Source organism: Chloroflexota bacterium (assembly GCA_014360825.1).
In the GTDB taxonomy this organism is placed as follows: Bacteria; Chloroflexota; Anaerolineae; order UBA2200; family JACIWT01; genus JACIWT01.
Genome location: JACIWT010000041.1, coordinates 1 through 6852, shown reverse-complemented (window position 1 = coordinate 6852; position 6852 = coordinate 1). Strand labels below are relative to the sequence as shown.

At 59.8% G+C, this 6852-nt stretch carries 5 protein-coding genes and 1 tRNA gene; 2 read left to right on the top strand and 4 right to left on the bottom strand.

Annotation, left to right across the window (positions count from 1 at the left end; genetic code table 11):
- On the bottom strand, positions 1–484 hold a 484-nt coding region (locus H5T64_13100; protein MBC7265273.1), incomplete at its 3' end, for a hypothetical protein.
- A 38-nt stretch (positions 485–522) separates the two neighbouring features.
- Positions 523–596: transfer RNA gene (locus H5T64_13095), tRNA-Glu, on the bottom strand.
- A 112-nt stretch (positions 597–708) separates the two neighbouring features.
- Between H5T64_13095 and H5T64_13090 the strand changes: the two genes are divergently transcribed.
- Positions 709–1134, top strand: a complete 426-nt coding sequence (locus H5T64_13090; GenBank protein ID MBC7265272.1) for a YjbQ family protein — start codon at positions 709–711, stop codon at positions 1132–1134.
- Positions 1135–1190: 56 nt separating this feature from the next.
- On the top strand, positions 1191–3899 hold the full coding sequence (locus tag H5T64_13085) for a PBP1A family penicillin-binding protein (protein ID MBC7265271.1): 2709 nt from the start codon (positions 1191–1193) through the stop codon (positions 3897–3899).
- A gap of 49 nt (positions 3900–3948) precedes the next feature.
- On the opposite strand, the gene H5T64_13080 is transcribed toward H5T64_13085, so the two are convergent.
- The gene (locus H5T64_13080; protein ID MBC7265270.1) at positions 3949–5019 is read right to left on the bottom strand and encodes a peptidoglycan DD-metalloendopeptidase family protein; all 1071 of its coding nucleotides are present in this window, start codon (positions 5017–5019) and stop codon (positions 3949–3951) included.
- A 10-nt stretch (positions 5020–5029) separates the two neighbouring features.
- Positions 5030–6280 carry a transcription termination factor Rho gene (gene rho / locus H5T64_13075; GenBank protein MBC7265269.1) on the bottom strand — a complete coding sequence of 417 codons (1251 nt, stop codon included), beginning with the start codon at positions 6278–6280 and terminating at the stop codon, positions 5030–5032.
- Positions 6281–6852: the final 572 nt, after the last annotated feature.

Genomic DNA, 6852 nt, shown 5'->3' with positions numbered 1-6852 from the left:
CGGGGCGGATGGTGTAAGAGATATATCCGGTCGGGGCAATCTGGGTGGGCGGGAACGCCTGCAGACTCGTGTGGCGGACCATCGCGGCCCAGTCCCAGCGGGACTTGACAAGACCAGCCGGTGGATTCATCCACTGGCGACCCGCGTGGGTCGGAATCTCGCTACCGGCCGCGCCCGGAAATGCGATTTCGGGTAGGGGCGACCGGCCGGTCGCCCCTCCGTCCCGGATGTGGCGGGTATTCACAAGTGGGAGCCGTCTCCAGACGGCGATACGCTCTAAGCCCCCTCTCCATTTTTGTATGGGGCGGGGGTGGGGGGTGAGGTACCTGACGGCGACACGTTGGTCGCAATCTGGAGATTGCTCCCACGGATTGTCCTCCGGGGCAACGCCAGCCGAGGCAGGAATAGCACCCAGGGCTACTATCACTGCCAGGGCCAGGACGAGGGCAGCCGGGGTCACTCTCGCTTGCGTCTCGGGGTTCATGCTTCTTCCCCGGCCCCTTTCGGGGCCCCTTCTCATAGTAGCGCATGGGGGATTTGAACCCCCGATCTCCTCCTTGAGAGGGAGGTGTCCTAGGCCGCTAGACGAATGCGCCGCATTAGTCTAATGCTATTGTAAGGGGAAACGGTCGCCCTGTCAAATTGAGTTGCAGGAAGGTTCGGCTATGTTATAATATCCCTTAGCCAAAAACCGGAGAGGATAGGCGTATGGAGACGGAATTCAGTGTACCAACCCAAAAACGGACCGAACTGGTGGACATCACCGCTATGGTAACCGACGCCATCACCCACAGCGGGGTGAGCGAGGGAGTGTGTCACCTTTTCGTGCCCCACACCACCGCCGGCGTTACCCTGAATGAGAATTGGGACCCCACCGTCCGCGAGGATATCATCACCGCCCTCGACCGCATCGTGCCCGCTACCGGCGGCTATCGCCATCGCGAGGGCAACGCCCCAGCCCACATCAAAGCCAGCCTGGTAGGACACACCCTCACCCTCCTGGTACGCTACGGACAACTGGTGCTGGGGTCGTGGCAGGGCGTGTTCCTTGCCGAATTCGATGGTCCGCGCAATCGTCGGGTCCATCTCTACATCGAAGGAAAACCACGCACGTCATCGGGAACTCCTGGCTGATGCGGAGCGTCTCTTGGATGGATAATCCTTAACTGATCTGCGGGCTTTGAGATTTTATGTCTAATTTGCGTTTCTCGTTCGATGCGCGTCAACGAGAGGAAGTGCACGAGGGTTTCCTGAGGGGCTTGTTGCTCTCGTTGGTGATCACGCTCCTCCTAGCGCTTCTGGTTACCATCGCCGGACTGGGCGTGTACGTGTATTTCGCGATGAGCCTGCCCCCGCCTGAGGAACTCAGCCTGCGCGCTGCACGTTTTGCCAACACCAAAATCTACGATCGCGAGGGCCGGCTTCTCTACGAGATCTTCGATCCCACCGGCGGTCGCCGCACAGTCGTGCCCCTGCAGGACATTCCCTTGTACCTGCGCCAGGCGACCATCGCCACCGAAGACGCCACGTTCTACTCCAATCCCGGCTTCAACCCATTCAGCATCTTGCGCGCCGCCTGGCAGAACATCACGGAGAGGGAGATAGTCTCGGGAGCCAGTGGGATCACCCAGCAACTGGTCAAGAACCTGTTCCTCTCGCCAGAGGTGACCCTCTCGCGCAAGATCAAGGAGGCGGTGCTGGCCGCCGAGATCACCCGTCGCTATCCCAAAGATACTATCCTGGAGATCTACCTGAACCAGATCTACTACGGCAATCTAGCCTACGGGGTCGAGGCGGCGGCGGAGACCTATTTCGGCAAACCGGTCAGTGAACTCACCCTGGCCGAGGCGGCATTGCTGGCTGGCATCCCGCAATCCCCCGCCATCTATGACCCATACACCAACCCGGAGGGTGCCAAAGCGCGCCAGGCTGTGGTGTTGGACCTGATGGCAAAAGAGGGCTACATCACCCGCGCCCAGGCCGACGCCGCTCTGGCCGAAGAATTGCACTATGCCCCTCAGACGTTCCCCATCCGCGCACCCCATTTCGTGATGTACGTGCGCGAACTGTTGGAGCAGAAATACGGCACCGAGATGCTCTATCGCGGCGGGCTGAAGGTGTACACCACGTTGGACTCGCGAATGCAAGAACTAGCCGAGGGGGCAGTGCGGGACCAGATCGCTGCCCTCGCCGACCAACACGCTACAAATGCTGCGCTTGTGGCTCTGGAACCCGGAAGCGGACAAATCCTCGCTATAGTGGGCAGTGTGGACTTCTTCAGCAAGGAAATTGACGGGCAAGTGAATATGACACTGCGCCCCCGCCAGCCCGGGTCGGCCATCAAGCCGATCACCTACGCCGCCGCACTGGAGAAGGGTTGGACCGCAGCCACGATGATCATGGATGTGAAAGGCGAATTCCCCGATGGAGCCAACCCGCCTTACGTGCCGGAGAACTTCGATAAGAAAGAACACGGAGCGGTCCTGGTACGCGATGCCCTGGCCAACTCGCATAATATCTGTGCCGTGCGCACGCTCCAATTCGTTGGCCTGCCCTCTATGTTGGAAATGGCTTATCGCTTGGGCATCACCACACTGAACCGGCCCGACTACGGGCTGGCGCTCACCCTCGGCGCCGGGGAGGTGACGTTACTCCAGCTCTCTGCTGCCTACGCTGCCCTGGCCAATGGTGGCCATCGCGTCGAGCCCATCGCTATCCTAAGAATAGAGGATGCAAACGGAAATGTGCTGGAAGAGGCCCGCACCGTGGCAGGAGAGCAAGTTCTGGATCCTCGCATCGCTTATATCCTCACCAGTATCCTATCCGACGATGCGGCACGGGCCCCGACCTTCGGTGCCAACAGCGTCCTCAAACTCTCGCGCCCCGCCGCCGCCAAGACCGGCACCACGAACGATTACACCGACGCGCTGACGGTCGGATACACTCCCGATCTGGTGGCTGGCGTGTGGGTGGGCAACAACGACCGCTCCTCTATGGATCGGGTGCCGGGCTCGCGTGGTGCGGGACCCATCTGGCACAACTTCATGGAAGCGGCATTGGCCGACCGGCCGCCCCGGGATTTCGTCCCACCGCCTGGTCTGACAACAGCCCAGGTGTGCCCCATCTCTGGCAAACTGTGGACGGATAAATGCCCCTCCCCGCGCACAGAGATCTTCATCGCCGGGACGGAGCCGACCGAGCCCTGCGATGTGCATGTGGAGGTGCGCATCTGCACCGTCAGTGGCCGCCGGGCGACCGAATTCTGCCCCGAGAACGTAGTCGTCACCCAGTACTTCGAGGCCTACCCGCCTGAATTCCGTCAGTGGGCCGAGGCGAATGGCCATCCTCAGCCCCCAGCGGAATTATGTAACGTGCATACCCGTGCCAGTCGTGCCGCCATCACCTGGCCCACCCAGGGCCAGACGGTGCAGGGTGTGGTGGGCATCATTGGCGACGCAGTGATGAGCGATTTCAACCAATACGTCGTGGAATATGGCATCGGTCAGTCGCCCCTGGGTTGGGCGCTGGTGGGCGACCCCGGCTACACTCCAGTAGAAGGAGGGTTGCTGATCAACTGGGACACGCGTCGGCTAAAGAATGGCATCTACTCGCTCCGCGTGAGCGTGTTGGACCATCACGGCAACCGGATCACCTCGGCGCCCATCTGGGTGAACGTCAGCAATCCCACGCCTACGCCAACCCAATCGCCAATCCCCACATGGACGCCACTTCCTACGCCCACGAGCACGCCTGAACCGACGGCTACCCCATCACCTACCTGGCTGCCCGAACCCACGGCGACGGCTCCGGCGACCAGCACCCCTGAACCAACACCCACAAGCACGCCAGAAGCAACATACCAGCATCCCACGCCGCCGTCAACACCCGTTGGCACTTAAAACAAAAGGGGCCGGGTACACCCGACCCCCTTTCGTTATGTTTACTTGTTCATGGCAGATAAATGCGAGGGTTGCGCGGCACACCATCTTTGATAATGGCGAAATGCAAGTGGGGACCAGTGACGTAGCCCGTCGTGCCCACTAACCCGATCTTCTGCCCCTTTGCCACCGATTGGCCCGCCTCCACGTAGTACACCTTCAGATGCGCGTACAGCGTCTGGAAACCGTTGCCGTGGTCAATGAGCACCATACGCCCGTAGCGCGGCTGATCCACCCACTGGGCCATGGCTACGTAGCCGGAATCGGCAGCGTAGACCGGAGTGCCTTCGGGGGCGCCGATGTCAATGGCTCGGTGCGCGGGGAAGTATCCCTGGGTAATCACCCCGCTCACCGGCGTCCCGAAAGTGCCTGTGCCGCGCTTGGCGGCGGCAGGGACAGTGCCATGCCAAGCCACCACCACTTGGGGCGTGTAGGGTTTCTCTCCACCAGGCACGATGAGTTTTTGCCCCACGGTGATCTCGTAGGGCGGGGTCATGAAATTGCCCTCGTATCCGGTGATGGCCTCCACACTGACCTTATACTGCTTCGCGATACTCTCTAACGTATCCCCCTGCTGCACTGTATGCCAAACGCCGGAAACCGGCAGGATGTACAAGTCTTGCCCTACGGTGAGGTAGTCGGGGTTGTTCTGCAACTTCCCGTTGTTCCACAGGATGGTGTCCACGCTGATGCCGAACTTCTCCGCGATGGTAGAGGCGTTGTCGCCGGGCTGCACAGTGTAGGTGATGACCTCGATGCGATAGCGGCGAGGTATCGTCGTGTGGGGCACGGGGGCGCGAGTGAGATAATCGAGAAAGGGAACGGAGACTGGCTGGCCGCGCACACTAGGCTGCCGGACTATCGTCCGTTCATCTTCATAGACGGCTGAGACTCCCTGCACCGGCGCGGTATTCCAGCCCGCGAGTTTCAGGCTCGTGGCCACCAAGAGCAGAAGAAGCAGGTGGCCGAAGTAGCGCCATGCAGAGTCGCGGTCAGGGACTAACCACAGTAGAGTCCTGGCGCTCGCTAACGCCGGCGTGGGATCGGTATCCGTTGTTCGTTCGTCGTCTTTATGCTCCAAACCCGAAGCCTCAGATGACGTCTTGATTCAGGGTGTCCAGGAATTCGCGATTGTTCTTGGTTCTGGCCAGGCGGTTCAACAAAGGCTCCATCCCATCCACTCCGCCAATGGCCGCCAGCATACGCCGCATTGTGTACACCTTGGCCAGGGTATCCTTGTCCAGGAGCAGTTCCTCGCGGCGTGTGCCGGATCGTTCGATGTCGAAGGCGGGGAAAATGCGCCGCTCTGAGAGTTTCCGGTTGAGATGCAATTCCATATTGCCCGTGCCCTTGAATTCCTCATAGATCACATCGTCCATGCGGCTGCCGGTGTCAATCAGGCACGTGGCAATGATGGTCAGGCTGCCGCCCTCTTCTAATTTGCGGGCTGCACCGAAGAAATGTTTGGGCGGGTAGAGAGCAGCCGGGTCCAAACCACCGGAGAGCGACCGGCCACTGGGAGGGACGATGAGGTTGTAGGCTCGGGAGAGACGGGTGATGCTATCGAGCAGGATCACCACATCCTTACCACCCTCGACCAGCCGTTTTGCCCGTTCCAGCGCCATCTCAGCCACCCGGACGTGGTTCTGCACCGGCTCATCGAAGGTGGAACTCACCACCTCTGCTTCCACCGAACGATCCATATCGGTAACCTCTTCAGGTCGCTCCCCGATGAGGACTACCATCAGGTGCACATCGTTGTAGTTGGTGGTAATACCATTGGCGATCTGCTTGAGGACGGTGGTTTTGCCAGCCTTTGGCGGCGAGACAATCAGCCCGCGCTGTCCGCGCCCGATCGGTGCCACCAGGTTAATGAGCCGGGTGGCCAGGATATCGGGCCGCGTTTCGAGATTGAACATCTGGTAGGGGAAAATGGGCGTGAGTTCTTCAAAGTGCGGGCGGCGTTTGGCTGCTTCGGGGTCAAGGCCGTTCACAGCCTCGACGCGCAGGAGGCTGTAGTATTTCTCGCCTTCCTTCGCCGGGCGCACCTGCCCAACTACCATATCGCCGGTGCGCATGCCGAAACGGCGGATCTGAGATTGGGAGACGTACACATCCTCCGGCCCGGGCAGGAGGTGATCGGAGCGCAGGAAACCGATGCCATCGGGCATGATCTCGAGCACGCCGCCGCCGAAGATGTAGCCTTGTTTCTCGGCGTTGGCACGAAGCAGGCGCAGAATGAGGTCGTTCTTTTTCAGGCGGCTGATGCCGGAGATATCGTACTCCCGCGCCATGTTGCGAAGTTCGTCAATCGTTTTAGTTTCAAGTTCCGCGATATCCACTTTTCACTCCGAAAGACTGGGGAAGAACCAGATGGACGTATTCTGGCTGTCTTGTACGGCAAGATAAGCCACTGCTAGTGGAACCATGTCTGCTACAGGGGCTCCCTTTATGCGAAGACTTTCACAGACCACAAGGGGTCGTCATAGATGAGGATCTCTCCGATTAGAATGGGGAGAACGGCTGAATGGGATCGCGTCAACTCCCATTTCACCGATAATTATAGCATGATTTATCTTTTCCGTCAAATGCCCGCATTCTTTCACCTAAAATATCACCGGAGAGGTATAGTTCGCCCAAGCAATATCACCGAGGGAACTATGCCTAACGACAATCGCCTCGTAGAACAGAAAGAATCCAACCTGGCCCGGGATTACCCGGGCTGTGAGCGGCTGATAACTGGCTTCGGGCACCTCAATTGGAGGTTCAATGACTTGCCCGGCCTGATGGGAAAGCCTTTCACGTCAAAAGGGGCTCCCTGAAACAGAGCCCCCTCTGACTTGGCTCAAGCCAATTGCACCCTCAGGCACCCGTGGCAGGACTCGAACCTGTGACCTCAGCGTCCGCAGCGCTG